Annotated in this window: 17 protein-coding genes; 5 read left to right on the top strand and 12 right to left on the bottom strand. The window is 70.4% G+C overall.

What is annotated here, in order from left to right; translation table 11 throughout:
* Positions 1-51: 51 nt before the first annotated feature.
* On the top strand, positions 52-1368 hold the full coding sequence (locus AC1HFW_RS10430) for an MFS transporter (protein WP_061070952.1): 1317 nt from the start codon (positions 52-54) through the stop codon (positions 1366-1368).
* 68 nt (positions 1369-1436) lie between these two features.
* Here the strand turns inward: AC1HFW_RS10430 and AC1HFW_RS10425 are convergent, their stop codons facing one another.
* From AC1HFW_RS10425 to AC1HFW_RS10415, 3 genes are all read right to left on the bottom strand, one after another.
* The gene (locus AC1HFW_RS10425; protein WP_006395461.1) at positions 1437-1904 is read right to left on the bottom strand and encodes a MarR family winged helix-turn-helix transcriptional regulator; all 468 of its coding nucleotides are present in this window, start codon (positions 1902-1904) and stop codon (positions 1437-1439) included.
* Between the two features lie 94 nt (positions 1905-1998).
* Positions 1999-3195 carry an MFS transporter gene (locus AC1HFW_RS10420; RefSeq protein ID WP_479283148.1) on the bottom strand — a complete coding sequence of 399 codons (1197 nt, stop codon included), beginning with the start codon at positions 3193-3195 and terminating at the stop codon, positions 1999-2001.
* Complete coding sequence (locus AC1HFW_RS10415) at positions 3192-5420, bottom strand: TonB-dependent receptor (protein WP_479283146.1); 2229 nt, start codon at positions 5418-5420, stop codon at positions 3192-3194. Before AC1HFW_RS10415 ends, AC1HFW_RS10420 begins: the two co-directional genes overlap by 4 nt.
* A 93-nt stretch (positions 5421-5513) precedes the next feature.
* Between AC1HFW_RS10415 and AC1HFW_RS10410 the strand changes: the two genes are divergently transcribed.
* On the top strand, positions 5514-6149 hold the full coding sequence (locus AC1HFW_RS10410; RefSeq protein ID WP_225856622.1) for a TetR/AcrR family transcriptional regulator: 636 nt from the start codon (positions 5514-5516) through the stop codon (positions 6147-6149).
* Between the two features lie 56 nt (positions 6150-6205).
* On the opposite strand, the gene AC1HFW_RS10405 is transcribed toward AC1HFW_RS10410, so the two are convergent.
* Positions 6206-7741, bottom strand: coding sequence for an MFS transporter (locus AC1HFW_RS10405; RefSeq protein ID WP_479283143.1), 1536 nt, complete (start codon positions 7739-7741; stop codon positions 6206-6208).
* A gap of 120 nt (positions 7742-7861) precedes the next feature.
* Here AC1HFW_RS10405 and AC1HFW_RS10400 point away from each other — a divergent pair, with 120 nt between their 5' ends.
* Positions 7862-8737 (top strand): LysR family transcriptional regulator, encoded by an 876-nt coding sequence (locus AC1HFW_RS10400; protein WP_061074294.1) that lies wholly within the window; start codon positions 7862-7864, stop codon positions 8735-8737.
* Positions 8738-8830: 93 nt separating this feature from the next.
* Here AC1HFW_RS10400 and AC1HFW_RS10395 read toward each other — a convergent pair whose 3' ends face one another.
* The 4 genes from AC1HFW_RS10395 to AC1HFW_RS10380 form a co-directional block, all read right to left on the bottom strand.
* Positions 8831-9277 carry a universal stress protein gene (locus tag AC1HFW_RS10395; RefSeq protein ID WP_479283141.1) on the bottom strand — a complete coding sequence of 149 codons (447 nt, stop codon included), beginning with the start codon at positions 9275-9277 and terminating at the stop codon, positions 8831-8833.
* Positions 9278-9410: 133 nt separating this feature from the next.
* On the bottom strand, positions 9411-10097 hold the full coding sequence (locus AC1HFW_RS10390) for a GntR family transcriptional regulator (protein ID WP_479283140.1): 687 nt from the start codon (positions 10095-10097) through the stop codon (positions 9411-9413).
* 180 nt (positions 10098-10277) lie between these two features.
* Positions 10278-11681, bottom strand: a complete 1404-nt coding sequence (locus tag AC1HFW_RS10385) for a dipeptidase (RefSeq protein WP_061070957.1) — start codon at positions 11679-11681, stop codon at positions 10278-10280.
* Between the two features lie 75 nt (positions 11682-11756).
* A complete protein-coding gene (locus tag AC1HFW_RS10380; RefSeq protein ID WP_479283138.1) occupies positions 11757-12731 on the bottom strand; it encodes a tripartite tricarboxylate transporter substrate binding protein in 975 nt (324 codons plus the stop codon).
* A gap of 132 nt (positions 12732-12863) precedes the next feature.
* Here AC1HFW_RS10380 and AC1HFW_RS10375 point away from each other — a divergent pair, with 132 nt between their 5' ends.
* Both AC1HFW_RS10375 and AC1HFW_RS10370 read left to right on the top strand, forming a co-directional pair.
* Positions 12864-13763: a LysR family transcriptional regulator gene (locus AC1HFW_RS10375; RefSeq protein ID WP_479283136.1), complete on the top strand. Its 900-nt coding sequence runs from the start codon at positions 12864-12866 to the stop codon at positions 13761-13763.
* A 141-nt stretch (positions 13764-13904) separates the two neighbouring features.
* Positions 13905-14954, top strand: a complete 1050-nt coding sequence (locus AC1HFW_RS10370) for a D-cysteine desulfhydrase family protein (protein WP_479283134.1) — start codon at positions 13905-13907, stop codon at positions 14952-14954.
* Positions 14955-15012: 58 nt separating this feature from the next.
* On the opposite strand, the gene AC1HFW_RS10365 is transcribed toward AC1HFW_RS10370, so the two are convergent.
* From AC1HFW_RS10365 to AC1HFW_RS10350, 4 genes are read right to left on the bottom strand one after another with little or no spacing between them, the layout of a single operon-like run.
* Entirely contained in the window at positions 15013-15999 is a 987-nt protein-coding gene (locus AC1HFW_RS10365; protein WP_061070961.1) for a tripartite tricarboxylate transporter substrate binding protein, read from the bottom strand.
* A 40-nt stretch (positions 16000-16039) separates the two neighbouring features.
* Positions 16040-17995, bottom strand: coding sequence for an acyl-CoA synthetase (locus AC1HFW_RS10360; protein ID WP_479283132.1), 1956 nt, complete (start codon positions 17993-17995; stop codon positions 16040-16042).
* Positions 17996-18012: 17 nt separating this feature from the next.
* A complete protein-coding gene (locus AC1HFW_RS10355; RefSeq protein ID WP_479283130.1) occupies positions 18013-19146 on the bottom strand; it encodes an acyl-CoA dehydrogenase family protein in 1134 nt (377 codons plus the stop codon).
* A 9-nt stretch (positions 19147-19155) separates the two neighbouring features.
* Entirely contained in the window at positions 19156-20352 is a 1197-nt protein-coding gene (locus AC1HFW_RS10350; RefSeq protein WP_479283128.1) for an acyl-CoA dehydrogenase family protein, read from the bottom strand.
* Between the last annotated feature and the right edge of the window lie 11 nt (positions 20353-20363).

Genomic DNA, 20363 nt, shown 5'->3' with positions numbered 1-20363 from the left:
GCCTGTTTCGGGCGCGGATCCTGTGCGCGGCACACAAAGGGAATCACGCATATGTCAGCTTCATTCATCACGGTGGAACAAGGCATCAAGACAGCCGGCGTCGGCAAGTTCCAGTACCGGCTGTTCATGATCTTCGGGCTGGTCTGGCTGGCCGACGCCATGCAGGTGCTGTCGATCGGCTTCAGCGCGCCTTCGATTGCCCGCACCTTCGGCATTCCGGTGCCCGAGGCGCTGCAGACCGGCACCGCGTTCTTCGTCGGCATGCTGATCGGCGCCTTCGCCTTCGGCCGCCTGGCCGACCGCATCGGCCGCCGCCCGGTGCTGATGATGGCGGTGGTCATCGACGCCTGCGCCGGCGTGGCCTCGGCCTTCGCGCCGGACTTCGCCTGGTTGCTGCTGCTGCGCTTCGTCACCGGCATCGGTGTCGGCGGCACGCTGCCGGTGGACTACACCATGATGGCCGAGTTCCTGCCGAGCGAGCGCCGCGGCCGCTGGCTGGTGCTGTTGGAATCGTTCTGGGCCCTGGGCACGATCTGCCTGGCGCTGCTGGCCCTGGCCGCGCTGTCGTGGGGCGATGATGCCTGGCGCGTGATCTTCTTCGTCACCGGCCTGCCGGCGCTGATCGGCGTGGTGCTGCGCTTCTACATTCCCGAGTCGCCGATGTACCTGAACCGCAACGGCAAGTCGGGGCAGGCGCGCAAGGTGCTCGAGCGCGTGGCGCGCGTCAACGGCCGGCCGACCGACATCCCCGAGCTCAAGCCGGAACTGCATGAGCGCAAGCCGCTGTCGGCGCTGTTCTCGAGCGTGCTGCGCCGCCGCAGCATCGCGCTGTGCCTGGCCTGGGCGCTGATCTCGATCGCCTACTACGGTGTCTTCGTCTACCTGCCGATCAAGCTGAGCAGCCAGGGCTTCGCGTTCATGCGCGGCCAGGAATTCCTGGTGCTGCTGGCGCTGGTGCAATTGCCGGGCTTCGCGCTGTCGGCCTACGGGGTGGAACGCTGGGGTCGCAAGCCCACGCTGGTCGGTTTCCTGATCCTGAGCGCGGTGGGATGCATGCTGTACAGCTTCGGCACCTCCAGCTTCCTGGTGATCGGCTCGACGCTGCTGATGAGCTTCGCGCTGCTGGGCACCTGGGGCGCGCTGTACGCCTTCACGCCCGAGGTCTACCCGACCGACCTGCGCGCCAGCGGCATGGGGCTGGCGGGCGCCGTGGCGCGCTTTGGCGGCCTGTTCGCGCCGGCCATCATCGCGCCCATCATGGCCACGCACTTCACGCTGGCGCTGGCGGTGCTGTCGAGCATGCTGGTGGCCGCGGCCTTCGCCATCCGCGCCGTGGACGTCGAGTCGCGCAACCGCGCGCTGGACTGATCCGCGCTACAGGGGTGGCGTGACATCGGGCGGCCGCGGGCCGCCCGTACTCCGGTGGTCCGTACTCCTCACTCCGCGGCGTCGCCCTCGATCATCTTGCGCAGCAGGAATTCCAGCGCCAGGCGCTCGGCGGGATTGAGCTTGCCGTAGGTGCTTTCGGTGATCTGCAGGGCGAAGGGTTCCATCTTGCGGACCAGCTCCTGGCCCACCGGCGTGAGGTTGATCACCACCTTGCGGCGATCGTGCGGGTCGTGGTCGACCCGCACCAGCTCGCGCTGCTTGAGCCGGTCCACCACGCCGCGCACCGTGGCCTGGTCGATGACCGTGGCCTTGACGATATCCGCCAGCGAACTGCCCTGGTTGTCGCGCACTGAGCACAGCACGACGAACTGCGCGGCGGTCAGCTGCGAATCGGGGATGTACTGCTGGAACAGGGCGGTATGCCGTTGGTACACGCGCCGCAGCAGGTGTCCAATCTGGTCGGAGAACAAATAGCTGTCCTTGTCGGGGGCGGACTTGTCTTTCACATTTCGCATAAGCCTATCCGAAGCAATACCCTGGGTACGATGATCTATCTCAATGGGAATGTCCGGAAGTTTACGGGGCTTGCCGCCTTTGTGCCGACAGGGATCAGGTTTTTCGCAGCGCCGCCATGAAGACGCCGACGGCCAGCGTGGCGCAGGCGGCGGCCATCGCATAGAACGCCGGCCAGCCGGTGCGGGCGATCAGCGCGGGCATGCCCAGCAGCGCCAGCGTGCCGACGAAGCGGCCCAGGCCATACAGCAGCGCATAGTCGGTGGCGGCCTGGCCGCCCGCCGCCCAGCCCAGGATCAGGCCGCCCATGACGATGTACAGGCCGCTGACGCAGGCGCTGATCGCGATCGAGGCCGCGATGGCGAGGTCGGCGTTGCCGGTGCGCAGGGCCATGACGATGGCCAGCGCGCCGGCCACGGTGGCCGCCAGCAGGGCCCATAGCAAGGGCCGTGGGGCGCAGCGCCGCGACGCGGCCGGCAACGCCAGCGCCATCGCCAGGTTGGCCAGCGGCGCCGCCACCCCCAGCACCCAGCCGATGCGCGCCAGCGGCACGCCCAGGTCCACCAGCATCAGCCGGTTCAGGTTGAACAGCGCCATCAGCGCGCACGTGACCAGGCTGATGCGCAGCAGGCGGCCGGCCATGGCCGGCTGGCGCAGGGCCGCGCGCAGGCTCGGTCGCGCCTGCCGCGACGCCGCCGGCATGGCGGGGTCGGGCAGGCGCCAGGCCGGCAGCGTCGCCAGCGCCATCACGGCGGCCAGCAACAGCAGCACCCCTTCCCAGCCCAGCCGCGCATATAGCCCCACCAGCACGCCGCCGCCCAGCACCGCGCCCAGCGACAGGCCGCCCACCTTGGCCGCCGACGCCGCGCCGCGGTGGGGGGCGGCGATGTGCTCGACCGTCCAGGCGTCCAGCGCCACGTCCATGGTGGCGACCGCCAGCGTCGTCGCCAGGCCCAGCCCGAACAGCGCGGCCAGCGGTAGCGCGCCGCCCAGCGCGATCGCGGCCACCAGCAGCACCGCCAGGCCCTGCGCCGCCACGATCCAGCCGCTGCGCCGGCCCAGCCAGGGCAGGCGCCAGCGGTCCACCAGCGGCGCCCACAGGAAGGTCACGCCGAACGGCAGGTACAGCGCGAACACCGGCGCCATTGAGGCCAGCGTGTGGCCCTTGCCGCGCAGGATCGGGCCGATGCCGCCCTGCACGAAGCCGAGCACCGCGCCCAGCGACACGTACAGCGCGGCGATGGCGGCCAGGCGCGCCCAGGGCGCGGTCGCGGCGTGGTGCGGACTCGTCATGTCAGAACTTCCAGCTCATGCCGACGCCGGCCAGCCGTTCCTGGCCCAGCCGCACCGAACTGACCGTCGGTCCCCAGCTCTGGCCCGCCACCATGTATTGCTTGTCGAACAGGTTGTAGACGAAGCCGTAGATTTCCAGCGGTCCGTCGCGCCAGCCGGCGCGCAGGTTGACCACGTCGTAGGCGGGCAGGGTGAAGCTTTCCTTCACGTCGGCCGCGCGCGCCGACGTGCTGCCAGACGACCTGGCCGGTGAGCTGGCCGGGCAGGCCCAGCGGCCGCGCCGGCGCCTCGACTTCCACGCCCAGATTGGCGGTCAGCCGCGGCACGTTGGGCACGCGGTTGCCCGACTGCGCGCCGGTGGCGCTGCCGGCGGGCACCGAGACCAGTTCGGCATGGGTATAGCCGGCCCCGCCGATCAGCTTGACGTTGGGATGCACGCGCGCCGCGAACTCCAGTTCGGCGCCCTTGCTGCGGTAATCGAGCGAGGCCGGCGTGAACAGCAGCGCCGACGGGTTGAATACGATCAGGTGGCCGCGCTTGACCTCGTTCAGGAACACCGAGCCGTTCAGGTCCAGGCGACGGTCGAGCCATTGCGACTTGAAGCCCAGCTCGTAGGTCCAGCTGGTCGAGGCCTCGAAGGGCGTTTCCGGCTTGCCGGTCGGCGTGTTGACGGAGACGCCGGCAAAGCCGCCCGAGACATAGCCGCGCGACACCGTGGCGTAGGTCATCAGCGTGTCGCTCCAGTCATACGACAGGCCGGTGCGGCCGGTGACGAAATTGTCGGACAGCGTGTCGTGCTGGCTGAAGTTCGCCACCACCGCGGGATTGCCGTTGCCGGCGTAGCGGTAGCGGGCGTCCTTGGACTCGTACGTGTAGCGCAGGCCGGCCAGCGCCTTCAGCCGGGGCGTCAGCGGCACGCTGGCCTCGCCGAACAGCGAGGCGCTGTCGGTCTTGATGCGGTTGGCCTGGGTGCCGTTCTGGGTCTGGAAGTTGAACGCCGCCGGCGACGCCTTGGCGGTGGTGTCGTTGCGGAAGCTGGAATGGAAGTAGTTGGCGCCCACGGTCCAGCCCAGCGCGCTGGTTTCCGGCGAGCTCAGGCGGAATTCCTGCTGCCAGCTCTGCTCCTGGAAGCGGATGTCGGCGTAGTCGGCGTAGGGCACGTTGTACACGGACGCGGGCCGGCCGGTCATCGCCGAATAGACCAGGCCGTCGGTCAGGTCGAAGGCCTGGCGCGAGCGCGAATCCAGGTAGCTGGTCAGCGAGGTCAGGGTGAAGCTTTCGAACTCGTGCTCGACCTTGACGCTGCCGCTGCTGTCCTTCCAGTCGATCTTGTTCTCGGGGTCGGACGCGGTCTGCGGAAAGCGCGGGTTCTGCAGCCAGACGAAGCGCGGCGCCGCGGCCTTCTGCTGGTCGTACGAGCCGGTGACGGTCACCACCGTGTTGGCGCCGGGCGTCCACAACACCGTGGCGCGCGCCGCGCCCACGTCGGCCCAGCCATCCTTGCCGCCCGAGGCCAGGTTGGGGATGGAGCCGTCCACGGTGGTGTAGCGCAGCGCCAGGCGCGCGGCCACGGTGTCCGACAGGACCTCGTTGGCGATCAGCTCGCCCAGGCGGTGGCCGTGCGAGCCGATCTCGCCGCGCACGGTGTATTCGCGGTCGAACACCGGCTGGTTGGCGATCACGTTGATGGCGCCGCCCTGGGTGTTGCGGCCGAACAGCGTGCCTTGCGGTCCGCGCAGCACCTCGACCCGGTTCACGTCCAGCAGCGTCGGCGGCGCGCCGTAGACCGAGCGCGGCACGTCGTTGGCGTACATCACCACCGAGGTGTCGTCCGGCGACAGCGGCGCGAACGAGCCCACGCCGCGGATGGTGAAGACGTTGGAATTCTGGCCGCCGGTGTCGGTGAACGCCAGGTTGGGCGCCGAGCGCGCCAGCCCGGCGTTGCCGGCCTGCGGCGAGGCGTCGGCGCGCAGCTGTTCGCCGTTCAGCACGGTCATGCTGATGGGCACATCCTGCGCGCTTTCCTCGCGCCGGCGCGCGGTCACGGTGACGGCGGGCAGCTCGGTGGCGCTGGCTTCGGGCGGGGTCGAGGCGGCGGTCGGCGACGCGGCGTCGGCGGCGGGCGTTTGCGCCCGCGTCGAGAACGGGGCCAAGGCCAGCGACAGCGCCAGCAGCAGGGGGTGGGACAGGCGAGGGCGGCGCGGCAGCGCGGGGAACGGGGACACGACAAACTCCAGTGCGGTTAATGAGAATTTGTCGCAATTCTATTGACTAAACGTTTGGTCAGTCAATTGATCAATGCGTTCCGGACCCGTAACATGGCGGGTTCCGCAATCACCGAGACCCCCGGCATGACAGAGCTGCGCTCGCAATACACGACGCCCGACGCCCGCGACGTGATCCTCGAATCGGCGCTGACGCTGTTCGCCCGCCTGGGTTTCGACGGCTCGACCATGCGGCTGATCGCGCAGGAGGCCAAGGTCTCGCCCGGGCTGATCCACCATCATTTCAAGGACAAGGAAAGCCTCTGGTCCAAGGTGGGGGAATGCATCACCGAGGACTTCCTGGCCGCGATCGAGCCGATCACGCGCCAGCCCGTCACGGCGCGCACGGTGCCGGACATGGTGGGCAGCTATCTGCAGTATTGGAAGACGCACCCGGCCGCGCTGCGCTTCCAGCTGTGGCGCGTGCTGGGGGCGCAGGAAGCCGAGCGCCGGGCGCGCTCGGAACGCCTGAACCAGCTGTTCGTGCCGGTGTTCGCGCAGGCCCAGAAAGCCGGCTTCGTGCGCGCCGACATTCCCGCGGGGCAGGCCATGATCACCACCGGCGCGCTGATCCAGTACTGGCTGCACAGCCAGCTGGAAGTGGCCGACGCCATCGCGGCGGGCGGCGGCGCCCTGCCGGACGAGGCGGCGTTCCTGGATTACGTGCTGAGTCTGGTGGCGCCCCGCTAGGCGGCCCCGCCAGGCGCGCCGGCCGCGTTCGCCGCCAAGCACGCCGGTTGCGTGGATCAGCGGGCGGAGGCCGCGGCGTTGCCCCGCAGCCGGTTCACCAGCACCAGCGCCGCGGTGCCCAGCAGCATCACGGTGGCGGTGGCGATGACCGCGGCATAGCCCGCGTCGAAGGCGCCGCGCGCCAGGTGCGCCAGCGAGTCGCCAAGTTCGGCGGACAGGCCTTGCGCCACCACCAGCGCTTCGTCCAGGCTGTCGTGCGCCGCGCCGGCGCCGGCCGCGGGCAGGCCCGCCGGCACGTCCAGCGTGTGCGCGTAGACGCCCGACAGGATCGAGCCCATCAGCGTCACGCCCAGCGCGCCGCCCAGTTCGTACGACACTTCCTCGATCGACGCGGCCATGCCGGCGCGCTCGGGCGTGGCGCTCTGCATGATGGTGCTGGACGCGGCCGTCATGGTGGCGCCGATGCCCACGCCCAGCACGCACAGGCTGGTGATCTGCGCGGCCAGCCCGCCGTCGTAGCTGAACAGGTAGCCGCCCATGCCCAGGCCGGACACCAGCAGCGAGACGAACAGCAGGCGCGCGCTGCCCACCTTCGGCAGCAGCCAGCCGGCCAGCGGGCCGGCGATGAACGCGGCCAGCGGCAACGGCAGGATGTAGAGCGCGGCCTCGATCGGCGACATGCCCAGCACCAGCTGCAGGCGCTGGCTGAACACCAGTTCCATGCCCAGCAGCGCCGCCGCGGCGAACAGCGCCGAGGCCACCGCCGAACTGAAGCTGCGGTTGCGGAAGATGGCGAAGTCGATCAGCGGATAGGGCCGCGCGCGCTGGCGCCGGGCGAAGACGGCCAGCATCGCGATGCCGCCGGCGCACGCCAGCGCGGCGTCCAGCCACGATGGCTGGGCCCGGCCCAGCTCCTTGAGCGCATAGGCGGTCAGGATCAGGCCCACCATCACCTGCAACGAGCCGACCAGGTCCCAGGGGCGCTGGCGATCCGGCTTGCCGGCGGGGATGTAGCGGCGCGCCAGCGGCAGGGCGAGCAGCACGATCGGCAGGTTGATCAGGAACACCGAGCCCCACCAGAAATGCTCCAGCAGGATGCCGCCGATGACCGGACCGAGCGCCGCGCCGCCCGAGGCCACCGAAGCCCAGACGCCGATGGCGACGGCGCGCTCGCGCTCGTCGGTGAAGGTCAGGCGCAGGATCGACAGCGTCGCCGGCATCATCATGGCCGCGCCCACCGCCAGCACCGCGCGCGCCGCGATCAGCGCCGCCGGATTGGGCGAATAGGCCGCCGCCAGCGAGGCCGCGCCGAACACGGCCAGGCCCATCATGAACAGGCGCTTGTGGCCCAGGCGGTCGCCCAGCGTGCCCATGCCGAGCAGCAGGCCGGACACCACCAGCGCGTAGATGTTGACGATCCAGAGCTTGGACGAGGCGGTCACGCCCAATTCGTGCGTGAGCCGCGGCAGGGCGGTGTAAAGCACCGTCATGTCGACCACGATCAGCAATAGGGCGCTGGACACGATGGCCAGCACCAGCCAGCGGCCGGGGGCGGCCGCGGTGACAGCGTGAGAAGGATTGCGCTGCGTCATAGGTTTACTCCTGTAGCGCGCGGTATTTTCCATCTGGATATCAATAACAAAAAGTTTGAATCCATCTATAAAATGGATGGATCGGGCGGCCATGCGGCGGCCGCGGGCTTGGGAGCGACGATGAACTGGACCCTGGAACAACTGCGCCATTTCGTGGCGGCGGCCGACGCCGGTTCGTTTTCCGCGGCCGCCCGCCAGGTGGGCCGGGCGCAATCGGCCGTCAGCACCTCGCTCGGCCTGCTGGAGGCGGACCTGGGCGTGGAGCTGTTCGACCGCTCGCGCCGCAACGCCACGTTGACGCGCGCCGGCGAGGTGCTGCTGCTGGAAGCGCGCGAACTGCTGCGCCAGGCGGGCGGCCTGGAGCAGCGCGCGCTGTCGTTCGCCGCCGGGCAGGATGCGCGCCTGAGCGTGGCGCTGGACGAAGCCTTGCCCGACCGCGTGCTGGCCGTGCTGGTGCGGGAGGTCTCGACGCGTTTTCCGGCGCTGGAGCTGACCCAGCTCAACGGCACCGCCACCGAAGTGGCCGACTACGTGCAGCAGGGCCGCGCCAGCGTGGCGTTCCATTTCGACCGCGGCGACCCGGGCGCGGCCTTCGCCCATCGCTACCTGGGCGACGTCGGCCAGGGCATCTTCGTCGCGCGCGACCACCCGCTGGCGGCGATGCCCGAGGTCACGCGCAATGACCTGGCGCGCCATCGCCAGCTGGTGATGCAGATGGAAGGAGTGGAGGATGTAGTGATGAGCCCGTCGGCGTGGCGCTCGGACAGCTTCTACAGCATCGCGGCGATGGTGGCCGACGGATTGGGCTGGGCGATCCTGCCGCTGAACATCGCCGAGTACGAGGGCTATCGCAAGGATCTGGCCAGCGTGCCCTGCGCCGGCCTATCACTGCCGCCACTGCCGGTGCGCACGCTGTGGCTGCAGGGCCGCACGCCAAGCGCCACCGAGCGCTGGATCCAGGAACGCATGGAGCAATTGCTGCATCCCGGCGCGTGAGCGTGCCGGGCGAGAGGGGGACCGGATCGGCCGCGCCTGCGTCGAGGGGGCGAGCCGATCGCGGCGGCCGGCCCGCAAGCGGGCCGGCGCATTTCATCGTTGCTTGCGGTACACCAGCACCGGCGTGGCGGAATGCGCCAGCACTTTCTGGGTCTGGCTGCCCAGCACCACCGCGGCCATGCCGCGGCGGCCGTGCGAGGCCATGGCGATCAGGTCGCAGCCGCGCTCGGCGGCGGCGTTGATGATGGCGCGATAGGGGTCCTCGTCGGTGGCGCGCAGCGTTTCGCACGGCACGCCGGCCTCGCGCGCCTGGGTGGCGGCCGCGCTCAGCAGCCGTTCGGCCTGGGCGCGGATCTGGTCCTGGTACTCGCTCAGGCTGTGGGCCACCTGCGCGGCGCCCATGGCGAAGACGTGAAAGGGTTCCTCGACCGTGAGGATGGTGGTGCGCGCGCCCAGCGACTTGGCCAGGTTGAGGCTTTCGACCAGGGCTTCCGAGGACAATTGCGAGCCGTCCGTGGGAATGAGAATGTGCTTGTACATGGTGTCTCCCGTGTTTGTGCAGCAGCCGCCGCGACAGGCGGCGGCTACGTAACACTGTATCGGGGGACGGCGCGGCGCTGTTTGCGCGGAATCAAACCTTGCGCGCAATCAAGCCGCCGGCGGGCGGCACGCGTCAGCTCAACAGCGCGGTGACCAGGTCGCTGGCGGCGTGGCCGTCTTCGTCGAAGTCGAGCGCCGTCTGCACGTGTTCCAGGTGCTCGTCCATCAGCGCGCAGGCGCGCGCGGTGTCGCCGGCGCGGGCGGCCTCGATGAAGGCGTGGTGCTCGCGCGACGAGCAGCTGGCGTCGTGCGAGCTTTGATACAGCACGGTGATCACGGCGCTGCGCGCCGACAGCTCGCGCAGCATGCCGGTCAACACCGAGTTGCCGACGGTCTCGGCCAGCAGGATGTGGAAGTCGCCCAGCAGGCGGTTGCGCGTCTGCACGTCGCCGCTCTCCACCGCCGCGCGTTCCTCGGCCAGGTGGGCGTCGATGCGGCGGTAGTCGGCCGCCGTGGCGCGCGCCACGAACTCGCGCGCCAACGCCGCCTCGAGGATGCGGCGCACGGCGTAGACCTCGCGCGCCTCGTTGGCGTCGGGCTTGCTGACGAAGGCGCCCTTGTCCGGCACGATATTGATCAGCTTGTCCTTGGACAGCATCAGCAGGGCCGCGCGGATCTTGGTGCGGCTGACCTTGTAGACCCGCGCCAGGGCCTCCTCGCGCAGGCGGGTGCCGGGCGGCAGCCGGTGCGCCACGATGGCGGCGGCGATGGCCTTGGCGATATCGTCGGCGCTGGGATCGGAGGGTACTTCCTGGGTCATGGAACGCGGCCGCGGGGCCGGGTGGGGCTGTCGAGGCGGTCAGTCTATCAAAATCCGATACCGGCCTGGCAACATTTATTGCATACCAAAATTGTTGGCGGCCGCCCGTCCGCGCGCCATTCGCGCCCGCCGGAAGGCCGCCACGCGGGGCCCGGGCGTGGCCCGGGCCCGCCGCCGCGGTCAGGCGCGGAACGCCGCTGGCTGATAACGGCCCAGGGCATCGAGCAGCCGGGTCCAGGCCCGCACGCCCTCGCGGATCGAACCGAGGCGGAAGAACTCGTTGGGCGCGTGCACGTCCTCGTCGGGCAGGTTGAAGCCGAACATCAGCGTGTCGATGCCCAGGGTTTCCTTGAATACCGACGTGATCGGCACGGTGGCGCCCAGCCGCACGTGGATCGGATCGCGGCCGTCCTCGGCCCGCAGCACCGCCTGAGCCGCGCGCACCAGCGGATGGTCCGGCGCCAGCGTCGAGGCCGGCGAGCCGTCGTGCATGGACACGACGTCCAGCGCGCATCCGGCCGGGCAGTGCGCCCGCAGGTGCGCCAGGACTGCCCGGATCACGCGCGCGGGGTCCTGGCCCTCGACCACGCGCACGGTCAGCTTGGCCGACGCCTCGCAGGCGATGATGGTCTTGGTGCCGGCGCCGGTGTAGCCGCCCCACATGCCGTTGACGTCCAGGGCCGGACGCAGCGTGATGCGTTCGCGCGGGCTGTAGCCGGGCTCGCCGTGGCTGGCCGCGCCCACGTCGCTGAAAAACGCCGCTTCGTCATAGGGAAACGCGGCGGTGTCCTGGCGCTGGCGAGGCGTGGGCGGCGTGGCGTCGTCGTCGAAGCCTGCCACCGCGACGCGGCCATCCGGCGTGTGCAGCGTGGCCAGCAGCGCGGCCATGTCGTGCAGCGCGTTGCGCACGCCGCCGCCGTAGCGGCCGGAATGCAGATCCTTGGCGGCCGTGCGCAGCCGCACCTCGAGCGCCGCATTGCCGCGCGCGCCGGTGTTGATGGTGGGCACCTGGGCGCTGGCGCGGCCGCCGTCCGCCGACAGCACCGCGTCGGCCGCCAGCAGGGGGCCGTGGCGCTCGATCAGCGTCCGCAAGGTGGGGCTGCCGGTTTCTTCCTCGCCCTCGATGAACACCTTGATATTGACCGGGCAATCGCGCACGGTGTTGAGGAAGGCGAACACGACTTCAAGCGCCACCGTGGTCGAGCCCTTGACGTCGGAGGCGCCGCGCGCGTACAGGCGGCCATCGATCTCGGCCGGCTCGAAGGGCGGCGTGCGCCATAGCGCCAACGGGTCGGCCGGCTGCACGTCGTAATGGCCGTAGATCAGCAGCGTGGGCCTGCCGGGCGCGCCCAGCCACTCGCCGTACACGGCGGGCTCGCCGCCGCCTTCCAGCAGCTGCACCTGCCGCAGGCCTTCCTGGCGCAGGCGCTGGCACAGGAATTCGCGGGCGTGCGCCATGTGATCGGCGTAGGCGGGGTCGGCGCTGACGCTGGGAATGCGCAGGAAGGCCTTGAGCCAATCCTCGATCAGCGGCTGGCGGGCGTCCAGGTGCGTCAGCACGGACTGGATGGCGGTGTCGGACATGCAAACTCCATCAATCGGGAAGAAAGGGGGCAGGTGGGAGGGGGGAGAGCGGTCGCGCCTGGCGAGCCGGGCCGGTCAGTCGGCCTTGAAGCCGCTGACGCGCACCAGTTCGGTCAGGCGCGCGGTCTGGTCGGCGTAGAAGGCCTCGCTTTCGGCCAGCGTCTGCGGCGGGAACAGGATCTTGCCCTGGGCCAGCAGCGTCTTGCGCGCGGCCGGGTCGGCCAGCGCGGCGGTGACCGCGTCGTGCAGCTTCTGCGCGACCGCGTCGGACGTGTCTTGCTTGACCATGTAGGCGGTCCAGATGGTGTAGTTGAAGTCCTTCAGGCCGGCGCTTTCCTGCACGCTGGGCACGTCGGGCAGCATCGGCAGGCGCTCGCGGTTGAGCGTGCCGATGATGCGGATGCGGCCTTCGCGGCGCAGGTCTTCGTAGTTCGCCTGGTACGGCACGATGGCGAAGTCGATCTGGCCGCCGGCGATATCGGTGAGCAGCGGCGAAGCGCCGCGATAGGGAATGTGCGTCAGCGTGACGCCGGTGCGCTGCGACAGCGCGGCGGTGATCAGGTGGATCATCGAACCGGCGCCGCCCGACCCATAGGTCAACGGAACCTTGCTTTGCCGCGCCAGGGCCAGCAACTCGTCGACGTTGGCCGCGCCCAGGTCGGCGCGGGTCATCACCACGTAGGGCGAGGTGGCCACCGGCGCGATCATCCGGAACGCCTGCGGCGCATAGGTGACGGACGCATTGGTCAGCCCGGCCAGGATCAGCTCGTTGGGCGACCCCTGGAACAGGTAATAGCCGTCGCCGCGCGCGCCCAGCACGCGGTTGGCGCCGAGCACGCCGTTGGCGCCGCCTAGGTTCTCGACGATGACCTGCCCGCCCAGCGCCTGCGTCATCGGCCCCTGCAACGCGCGGGCGGTGATGTCGCTGGCGCCGCCCGCGGGGTACGGCACCATCAGCGATACGGGGCGGACCGGGTAGTCGGCGGCGGCGGCGGGGCCGGCGCCCGTCAGGACAAGCAAGGTGGCGAGGGCGGTCAGCAGCTTTTTCATGGTGTCCCTTGTGATGTGGTGATGTTTTCTGGAATGCTAGAAGTGCCGGTTTCATCTGTCCAATCGATTGATTGGCTGATTACAATGTGTTTTATGCATGATTGATCGAGACACGGAGCGTCGGGAGTCCGCATGAATCTGTCGCAACTGGCCCACCTGGTGGCGCTGCTGGAAACCGGCTCCTTCACCCGGGCCGCCGAATCGCTGCATCTGTCGCAGCCGGCCTTCAGCCGCAGCATCCAGCTGCTGGAGACCGAGCTGGGCGCGCCCCTGGTGGACCGCATCGGCAAGCGCAACGAGGCCACGCCGCTGGGCCGCCAGGTGGCGCGGCGGGCGCGGCGGGTGCTGGCCGAGGTGCAGGAGATCCGGCGCGAGGCCGAACTGCTGGCGCAGGGCGAGGCCGGCGCGGTGGCGCTGGGCCTGGGGGCCGCGCCCAGTGCCCTGTTCAGCGTGCCGTTGATGCGCCACATGATGGCGGCCTACCCGCGCCTGCGCGTGCGGCTGTCGCGCGGGCCGACCGACGCGCTGCTGGCGAGCCTGCGCGAACGCGCGCTGGACGCGCTGGTGGTGCACGTGCGCACGCTGGACAACGAGGCCGATCTGGAGGTGGCGGCCATGCCGAGCCTGGCGTCGGGATTCGTCTGCCGGCCGGACCATCCGTTGCTCGCGGGGCCGGCGCCGTCGCTGCCGCAGGTGCTGGCGTATCCGGTGATGTCCACCGGGCTGTCGCCGGAGATCCGGCGGCGCGTCGCGGCCGCGCGGCCGGACGGCTTCGAACTGCACATGGAAAGCGAGGACATCGCCGGCCTGCTCGATATTGCCGCGCGCTCCGACGCGGTCTACCTCGGGGTGCTGGCGTCGGCCGCGGGGCCGGTGGCCGAGGGCTGGCTGGCGCAGGTGCCGCCGCCGCCGGATTTCGACATCGCGGCGCATTTCGCCTTCGTCACGCTGCGCGGGCGCAGCGAGAGCCCGGCCACCCGGATCGCGCGCGAGTTCTGTTTCGAGCAGATGCGGCAGGCGGCGCGGAGCTAGGCCGGATTCATGCCGCTTTCCGCACAATCGGCATGCCAGTCCTGATCAATCGGGCGCCTGTCTTGGCGTATCCTGCTGCGGTCAGCGTTTTCCACCGGCGGCTGGCGCCGTCGGTCCCCGCCCATTTTTCTGGAATTTTCCATGTCCACAGGCCTTTCATCCGCGTTGCAGCGCTTTCCCCGTTACGCCTTGCTCGACGGCCCCACGCCGATCCAGCGCCTGGCCGGACTGGAGGCGGCCCTGGGCGCCGCGGCCAACGGCGTGCGCCTCTATGTGAAGCGCGACGACCACATGTCGCTGGGCGGCGGCGGCAACAAGCTGCGCAAGCTGGAGTTCCTGCTGGGCGAGGCGCGCGAACAGGGCGCGGACACGGTGGTGACGGTCGGTGGCCTGCAATCGAACCACGCGCGCCTGACCGCGGCGGCCGCGGCCCGGGCCGGCATGGCCTGCGAGCTGGTGCTGGGCCGGGTGGTGCCGCGCGACGACGTCGATTACGAGGAAAACGGCAACATGCTGCTGAACCGCCTGCTGGGCGCGACCGTGCACGCGTTGCCCGCGGGCGCAGACGCCATGGCCGCGGCGCTGGAGCGGGTGCGCGCGCTGGAGCTGGCGGGGCGCCGCGTCTACCTGGCGCCGCTGGGCGGCTCGACGCCCGTCGGCGCCTTGGGCTATGCCGCCTGCGCGCTGGAGATCCTGGCGCAGTCGCGTGAACTGGGCGTGGATTTCGCCCGCATCGTGGTGGCCAACGGCAGCGCCGGCACCCATGCCGGCCTGGCGGCGGGCGTGGTCGCGGCGGGCCTGCCCGCCACCCGCGTGCAGTCGTTCACCACGCTGGCCGACGCGGAAGTGGCCAAGGCGAAGACGGTCGACCTGACCGCCGCCACGCTGGCGCTGCTGGCCCAGGGCCAGGCGGCCGGCTTCGCGGCGCCGGCGCCGGCGCCCAACGACATCCTGGTCGATGGCAGCCAGCGCGGCCTGGCCTACGGCGTGCCGACACCGGCCATGCTGGAGGCGGTCGGCCTGCTGGCGCGCAGCGAAGGGCTGCTGCTCGATCCGGTGTATTCGGGCAAGGCCTTCGCCGGCCTGCTGGCCGACGTGCGCGCCGGCTGCCATGCGCCGGGCAGCGACGTGCTGTTCGTGATGACGGGCGGCGCGCCCGGCCTGTACGCCTACAAGCCCGCGTTCCAATGAAAAAACGGGCCGGCCGCTGCGAGGCGTCCGGCCCGTCCTGGACGAAGCGAAGGGGGCGTCAGTCCTTGGCCATCAGTCCCAGGTATTCGATCAGGCTTTTTTCCTTGACGTAGGTGGCCTGGGCCCAGGCCTTGTAGTCGGCGCTGTCGCGATAGGCCGGCTCCTGGTTCAGCTGCTTCATGATCTCGATGCTGGCCGGATCGAACAGCGCCTTCTTGAAGGCGTCGTGCAGCGTCTTGACCACCGCCGGGTCCATGCCCTTGGGGCCGGCCAGGCCATACGGCGAGGTCGACACGACCTTGTAGCCCAGCTCCTGCGCCGTGGGCACGTCGGGCCAGCGCGTGGTGCGCTTGTCGCCGAACGTCACCAGCAGCCGCATCTTGCCCGAGTCCACGAACTGGTCCCAGCCGGTGGCGTCGCTCTGCGCCATCACGTGGCCGCCCAGCAGCGCCTGCTGCATGTCGGCATTGCCCTTGTACGGCACGTGGTTCAGCTTGACCTTGGCGTTGATGGCCACTTCCTCGATCAGCAGGTGCGGCGACGAGCCCACGCCGGTCGAGCCGTAGTCGACGCTGCCGGGGTTCTTGCGGGCGGCCTCGATGTATTCGTTGAAGGTCTTGTAGGGCGAGTCGGCGCGCACCGTGAAGCCGAAGGTATAGCCCGACAGCCCCAGGATGAAGGTGAAGTCGTTGATCGGATCCCACGAGGTCTTCTGCATGTACGGCATGCGCAGCATCGCCAGCGTATACAGCGCGACGGTGTAGCCGTCGGGCTTGGCGGTGCGCGACATGGTGGCCGGGCCGAGCGTGCCGCCGACGCCGGGGCGGTTCTCGACGACCACCGGCTGTCCCAGGTACTTGGAGGCGTCCTGCGCCACGATGCGCATGTGGCGGTCGGTGGAGCCGCCGGCCGGGAACGGCACGATCAGGGTGATGGGGCGGTTGGGAAAGGCGCTTTGCGCCGATGCGGCGGGCGCCAGGGCGGCGCCGGCCAGCGCCAGCAGCAGGGCGCCGACGCAGGCGCGGCGCAGGGGTTGATGGGCCATGGGGGCTTGTCTCCAGTGTGGTTTTTTTATGGGGCGCCGGTCAGTCGCGCAGGGCGACCTTGACCGGCAGGCGGTGCAATGCCTCGCGCAACTGCTCCTTCAGCGGCGCGGGGAGGGCGGCGTCGGCTTGCACGGCGACGTCGGGTTGCGCGTCGGGATGCACGCGCAGCAAGGGGCTGTCCGGCGGCAGGCCGGCCTGTTCCAGCAGGCGCGCCACCAGCGCCTGCACCGAGACCGCGGTGGCCAGGCGGCGCAGGTCGGGCTTGTAGATCTTGCCGACGTTGGTCATGGGCATCGTCTCGAGCACGATCACGCGCTTGGGCCGGGCCGGCGCCTCGTCCACGTGCGCGGCGGCATAGGCCACCAGGTCGGCTTCGGACACCTCGGCGTCCTCGGCCAGCGTGACGAAGGCGATCGGCAGTTCGCCGGCGTAGGGGTCGGGCGCGCCGACGGCGGCGCAGATGCGCACCGCGGGGTGCGAGGCCAGCGCGTCCTCGATGGTCTTGGGATCGATGTTGTGGCCGCCGCGGATGATCAGGTCCTTGGCGCGGCCCTGCAGGTGCAGGCGGCCTTCCGTGTCCAGGAAACCGACGTCGCCGCTGATGAGCCAGCCATCCTCGGTGAAGGCGCGGGCGGTGTCCTCGGGGTCGAGAAAGCCCGGAATCACGTTGGGCGACTTGAACAGCAGCATGCCGGCCTGCCCGGGCGCCAGGTCGCGCGCCGGCTGGCCGGCGGGCGCATCCAGGCCGACCACGCGCACCTGCACGTAGGGCAGCGGAAAGCCCACGCAATTGACCGGGAAGTCCGAGCCGGGCGGCGTGATCGAGGTGATGCCGGCCATCTCCGTCATGCCCAGGCTTTCGTTCACGTGCAGGCCGAACAGGCGCTCGAAGCGCGCCGCCAGTTCCGCCGGCAGCGGCGCGGCGCCGGTGCGGCAGTAGCGCAGGGTGGAGATGTCGGCGCCGTCCAGCGGAATCTCGGCCAGCGCCGCCAGGATGGTGGGCACGCCCTGCAGCGAAGTGGCGCGGTGGCGTTCGACCAGCCGCCAGTAGTTGCGCAGCACCTCGCGGTTGCGCAGCAGCAGCGTGGTCGGGATCACCGTCTGCACGCCGGCCGACAGCGCCGCCAGCGAGGCCGGCAGCACGCCGGCCACGTGGAACAGCGGGTAGCCGTTGATGACCACGTCGCCCGGCCCCGCGCCTTGCAGCTGCACCGCCGCCCAGGCCGTGAAGACCTGGTTGGCGTGGGTGTGGATGGCGAGCTTGGGGGCGCCGGTGGTGCCGCCGGTATGGAAGTAAGCGGCGATGTCGTCGGCGCGGATCACGCGTTGATTGTGCAGCCGGTCCAGCGGCTGGGCGGCGCGCGCGCTGTTGAAGTCGAGCGCGAAGTCCGGCAGCGCCGGGCGTTGCGATGGCGTCTCGTCGTGCGGCGCGACGCGCAGCAGCGTGCGCAGCGACGGCACCCGCTCGCGCAGCCGCAGGGCCTTGGACCAGGATTCGCATTCGGTGTCCGAGCCGTAGGCGATCAGCACCTTGGCGCCGGCGGTGGCCAGCAGCGAGGCCAGCTTGTCCTCGGTCAGCAGCGGATTGAGCGGCTGCACGATGCCGGCGGCCTCGCCGCCCCACAGCGCCAGGTGGTATTCGAGGCAGCCGGGCAGCAGCACCCCGACCGCATCGCGCGGGCCGACGCCCAGGCTGTGCAGCAGGTTGGCGGTCTGGTGGATGCCGGCCAGCAGTTCGTTGTAGCTCCAGCTGATCGCCGGCTCGTCGGGGTCGGCGCTGCGCAGGAACGTCAGCGCCCGGCGGTCGCCGAAGGCGGCGGCCGCGTTGCGGAAGATCTCGTAGGTGCTTTGCACCGTCAGCGTCTCGGCCAGCGGCCGGGCGGCCAGGCGCTGCACGTCGGCGGCGGTCCGGACCGGGAACGGCGCCGAGAAGGGCCGGCCGAGGGGCGGGGCGATGGGTGGGTCGATGGGTGGGTCCATAGGGGCCTGCGTCATGATGTGCTCCTTGCCGCTCAGGCCCGCCCCAGCGCGATGTAGCGCCGCAGGTGGTGATCCTCGTCGCCCAGTTGGTGGTCGATCATGACGAGCCGCTTGGCGTAGTGCGCCAGCGGCAGCTCCCAGGTCATGCCGATGCCGCCGTGCAGCTGGATGCTCTCTTCGGCCACCAGCGTGCCGATGCGGCCGATGGTGTACTTGGCGGCCGACAGCGCGCGTTCGCGCGTGGCGCGGTCGGGGTGGTCGAGCGCGGCGGCGGCGTTGATGACCGCCGAACGCGCCTGCTCGATTTCCAGCAGCACGTCGGCCATGCGGTGCTGCAGCGCCTGGAAACTGCCGATCGGCACGCCGAACTGGCGCCGGGTGCGCAGGTATTCCAGCGTCGCGTCGCGGGCGCAGTCCATCGCGCCCACGGCCTCGGCGCACAGCGCCAGGATGCCGCGGCCGGTGGCATGTTCCAGCAGCGCGAGGCCGGCGCCGGCTTCGCCCAGCAGGCTGTCGGCGCCCAGCGCCACGTTCTCGAACGTCAGCTCCGCGGCGCGGCCGCCGTCGATCAGTTCGTAGCCGCGCGCCGCCACGCCCTGGGTGCCGGCGCTGACCAGGAACAGGCTGATGCCGGCCTCGTCGTCCTCGGCGCCGCCGGTGCGGGCCGACACCAGCAGCAGGTCGGCGTGTTCGCCGGCCGCCACCACGGCCTTGGCGCCGTTCAGCACCCAGCCGTCGCCGCTGCGTTCGGCGCGAGTGCGCACCGCGTTCAGCGCGTAGCCGCCGTCGGGCTCGGTCGCGGCCAGCGCGGCGGTGATGCCGCCCGCGATCAGGCCGTCGAGCGCCTCGCGCTGCGCGGGGTTGCCGGCACGCGCGATGGCGCTGCCGACCATCAGCGCGTCCAGGAAGGGTTCCAGCACCAGGCCGCGCCCCAGCGCCTCGAACACCACGCTGATGTCGAAGCCCGCGCCGCCCAGGCCGCCGTGTTCCTCGGCGAACAGCGCGCCGATGGCGCCCAGTTCGGCGTAGCGGCGCCAGAATTCGGGGTTGTAGCCCTGCGCCATCTTGGCGTGGCGTTCGCGCGTGGCGAAGTCGTATTGTTCGGCGACAAAGCGGCGCAGCATGTCGGCAAGCATGCGCCGGTCTTCGGTGTGTTCAAAGTTCATGGCCGGCCTTTACAGTCCCAGGATCATCTTGGAGATGATGTTCTTCTGGATTTCGTTGGAGCCGCCGAAGATCGACAGCTTGCGGTTGTTGAAGTACTGCGCCGCGGCGCTGTCGGCGCCCTCGGGGCCGATCGGCGCGGCGTCGTGGCCCTCGTGCAGCGCCTCGGCGACGAACGGGCGGGCGTAGGGGCCCATGGCGCGGCGGTTGAGCGCAGTGATTTCCTGGCGGATCTGGGTGCCGCGGATCTTCAGCATCGAGCTTTCGGCGCCTGGCGCGCCGCCGCCGGCCACCGCCGCGACCACGCGCAGGTTGGTGGTGCGCATGTTGGCCAGCTCGATTTCCACCCGCGCCAGGCACGCCGCGAAGTCGGGGTCGTCGGCCAGCGGGCGGCCGTTCTTCTTCTGGCTGGCGGCCACCGTCTTCAGGCGTTCCAGCGCCGCGGTCGACTGGCCGACGCCGGCGATGTTGGTGCGCTCGTAGGTCAGCAGGTACTTGGCGCAGGTCCAGCCGCGGTTTTCCTCGCCCACCAGGTTTTCGACCGGCACGCGCACGTCCGAGAAGAACACCTCGTTGACTTCATGCTCGCCGTCCAGCGTGATGATGGGGCGCACCTGCACGCCGGGGCTGGCCATGTCGATCAGCAGGAAGCTGATGCCTTCCTGGCGCCGGCCCTCGTTCGAGGTGCGCACCAGGCAGAAGATCATGTTGGCGTACTGGCCCAGCGTGGTCCAGGTCTTCTGGCCGTTGACGATGTAGTGGTCGCCGTCGCGCACCGCGGTGGTCTTGACCGAGGCCAGGTCCGAGCCCGCGCCGGGTTCCGAATAGCCCTGGCACCACCAGTCCGAGCCGTCCAGGATGCGCGGTAGCCAGTGGCGCTTCTGCGCCTCGTTGCCGTACTTGATCAGCACCGGGCCCAGCATGCTCAGGCCGAACGGCACGATGCGCGGTGCGCCGGCCAGCGCGCATTCGTTGTCGAAGATGTACTTCTGCGTCGTGCTCCAGCCGGTGCCGCCGTACTCCACCGGCCAGTGGCTGGCGAGCCAGCCGTGGCGGTTGAGGATGGCGTGCCACTCGACCATGTCGGCGCGCGCCAGCAGCTTGCCCTGCGTGACCTTGGCCGACAGCCGCGCCGGCAGGTGGGCGGCCAGGAAGGCGCGGACCTCGTCGCGGAAGGCGTTTTCTTCGGGGGTGAATTCCAGATCCATCGGGCGATTCC

This window comes from Achromobacter sp. ISS7 (genome assembly GCF_056523125.1).
Note: the sequence above shows the minus strand (reverse complement) of the source record. Positions and strands in the feature narration are given on the sequence as shown.